This window comes from Xenorhabdus kozodoii, assembly GCF_002632875.1.
Lineage (GTDB): Bacteria > Pseudomonadota > Gammaproteobacteria > Enterobacterales > Enterobacteriaceae > Xenorhabdus > Xenorhabdus kozodoii.
In genome coordinates, this window is record NZ_NJCX01000007.1 from 61,535 (window position 1) to 64,566 (window position 3,032).

The window sequence follows — 3,032 nt, forward strand, 5'->3', positions numbered from 1 at the left end:
GAGGCGAACCGGGGGAACTGAAACATCTCAGTACCCCGAGGAAAAGAAATCAACCGAGATTCCCCCAGTAGCGGCGAGCGAACGGGGAGGAGCCCAGAGCCAACATCAGCATCTGCGTCAGGAGAACGGCCTGGAAAGGCCGGCAGTAAAGGGTGATAGCCCCGTATCCGAAGACGCAGGTATTGTGAGCTCGAAGAGTAGGGCGGGACACGTGGTATCCTGTCTGAACATGGGGGGACCATCCTCCAAGGCTAAATACTCCTGACTGACCGATAGTGAACCAGTACCGTGAGGGAAAGGCGAAAAGAACCCCGGCGAGGGGAGTGAAACAGAACCTGAAACCGTGTACGTACAAGCAGTGGGAGCCCCACCACTAAGCCAGTGGTGAAGTCCACAGCGTCATCTTTTGCCTGATGACGGTCGGCGACGCGCCAGCGACGCCCAACCGCCAACATCAAGCAGAGGGGGCTTAGTGGTGGGGTGACTGCGTACCTTTTGTATAATGGGTCAGCGACTTATATTCTGTAGCAAGGTTAACCGTATAGGGGAGCCGCAGGGAAACCGAGTCTTAACTGGGCGTTAAGTTGCAGGGTATAGACCCGAAACCCGGTGATCTAGCCATGGGCAGGTTGAAGGTTGGGTAACACTAACTGGAGGACCGAACCGACTAATGTTGAAAAATTAGCGGATGACTTGTGGCTGGGGGTGAAAGGCCAATCAAACCGGGAGATAGCTGGTTCTCCCCGAAAGCTATTTAGGTAGCGCCTCGTGAAGTCATCTTCGGGGGTAGAGCACTGTTTCGGCTAGGGGGTCATCCCGACTTACCAACCCGATGCAAACTGCGAATACCGAAGAATGTTATCACGGGAGACACACGGCGGGTGCTAACGTCCGTCGTGAAGAGGGAAACAACCCAGACCGCCAGCTAAGGTCCCCAAGTCATGGTTAAGTGGGAAACGAAGTGGGAAGGCTCAGACAGCCAGGATGTTGGCTTAGAAGCAGCCATCATTTAAAGAAAGCGTAATAGCTCACTGGTCGAGTCGGCCTGCGCGGAAGATGTAACGGGGCTAAACCATGCACCGAAGCTGCGGCAGCAACATTTCGATGTTGTTGGGTAGGGGAGCGTTCTGTAAGCCGTTGAAGGTGGGCTGTGAGGCCTGCTGGAGGTATCAGAAGTGCGAATGCTGACATAAGTAACGATAAAGCGGGTGAAAAACCCGCTCGCCGGAAGACCAAGGGTTCCTGTCCAACGTTAATCGGGGCAGGGTGAGTCGACCCCTAAGGCGAGGCTGAAAAGCGTAGTCGATGGGCAACAGGTTAATATTCCTGTACTGGGTGTGACTGCGAAGGGGGGACGGAGAAGGCTAGGCCGGCCGGGCGACGGTATGTCCCGGTTTAAGCGTGTAGGTGGAATGACCAGGCAAATCCGGTCATTTGTTAACACTGAGGCGCGATGACGAGGCACTACGGTGCTGAAGTGGTTGATGCCCTGCTTCCAGGAAAAGCCTCTAAGCATCAGGTCACACACAATCGTACCCCAAACCGACACAGGTGGTCAGGTAGAGAATACCCAGGCGCTTGAGAGAACTCGGGTGAAGGAACTAGGCAAAATGGTGCCGTAACTTCGGGAGAAGGCACGCTGGCGTTAGGTGAAGTGGTTTACCCATGGAGCTGAGGCCAGTCGCAGATACCAGCTGGCTGCAACTGTTTAATAAAAACACAGCACTGTGCAAACACGAAAGTGGACGTATACGGTGTGACGCCTGCCCGGTGCTGGAAGGTTAATTGATGGGGTTATCCTCCGGGAGAAGCTCTTGATCGAAGCCCCAGTAAACGGCGGCCGTAACTATAACGGTCCTAAGGTAGCGAAATTCCTTGTCGGGTAAGTTCCGACCTGCACGAATGGCGTAATGATGGCCAGGCTGTCTCCACCCGAGACTCAGTGAAATTGAACTCGCTGTGAAGATGCAGTGTACCCGCGGCAAGACGGAAAGACCCCGTGAACCTTTACTATAGCTTGACACTGAACATGGAGCCTTGATGTGTAGGATAGGTGGGAGGCTGTGAAGTGTGGACGCCAGTCTGCATGGAGCCATCCTTGAAATACCACCCTTGAATGTTTGATGTTCTAACGTGGGCCCGTAATCCGGGCTGCGGACAGTGTCTGGTGGGTAGTTTGACTGGGGCGGTCTCCTCCCAAAGCGTAACGGAGGAGCACGAAGGTTAGCTAATCACGGTCGGACATCGTGAGGTTAGTGCAAAGGCATAAGCTAGCTTGACTGCGAGCGTGACGGCGCGAGCAGGTACGAAAGTAGGTCTTAGTGATCCGGTGGTTCTGAATGGAAGGGCCATCGCTCAACGGATAAAAGGTACTCCGGGGATAACAGGCTGATACCGCCCAAGAGTTCATATCGACGGCGGTGTTTGGCACCTCGATGTCGGCTCATCACATCCTGGGGCTGAAGTAGGTCCCAAGGGTATGGCTGTTCGCCATTTAAAGTGGTACGCGAGCTGGGTTTAGAACGTCGTGAGACAGTTCGGTCCCTATCTGCCGTGGGCGTTGGAAGATTGAAAGGGGCTGCTCCTAGTACGAGAGGACCGGAGTGGACGCACCACTGGTGTTCGGGTTGTCATGCCAATGGCATTGCCCGGTAGCTAAGTGCGGCAGAGATAACCGCTGAAAGCATCTAAGCGGGAAACTTGCCTTGAGATGAGTCTTCCCTTACCCCCTGAGGGTACTGAAGGAGCGTTCGAGACGAGGACGTAGATAGGCTGGGTGTGTAAGCGTTGCGAGACGTTGAGCTAACCAGTACTAATGGACCGTGAGGCTTAACCTGACAACACCGAAGGTGTTTTGGGGATGAGAGAGAAAGTTTCAGAAAACAGCAGCTTGTTCGAGATTGAACCCAGATTTGTCTGGCGGCAATAGCGCGGTGGGACCACCTGAATCCATGCCGAACTCAGCAGTGAAACGCCGTCGCGCCGATGGTAGTGTGGGGCCTCCCCATGCGAGAGTAGGGCACTGCCAGACA

General features: G+C 54.6%; 2 rRNA genes (1 of these 2 cut by a window edge). Both read left to right on the forward strand.

The features are described 5' to 3' along the window. A 23S ribosomal RNA gene (locus Xkoz_RS26530) occupies positions 1-2,837 on the forward strand; it begins 144 nt to the left of the window's first position. 78 nt (positions 2,838-2,915) lie between these two features. Further along, positions 2,916-3,031: ribosomal RNA gene (gene rrf, locus Xkoz_RS26535) — 5S ribosomal RNA — on the forward strand. The last annotated feature ends 1 nt before the right edge of the window (position 3,032 follow it).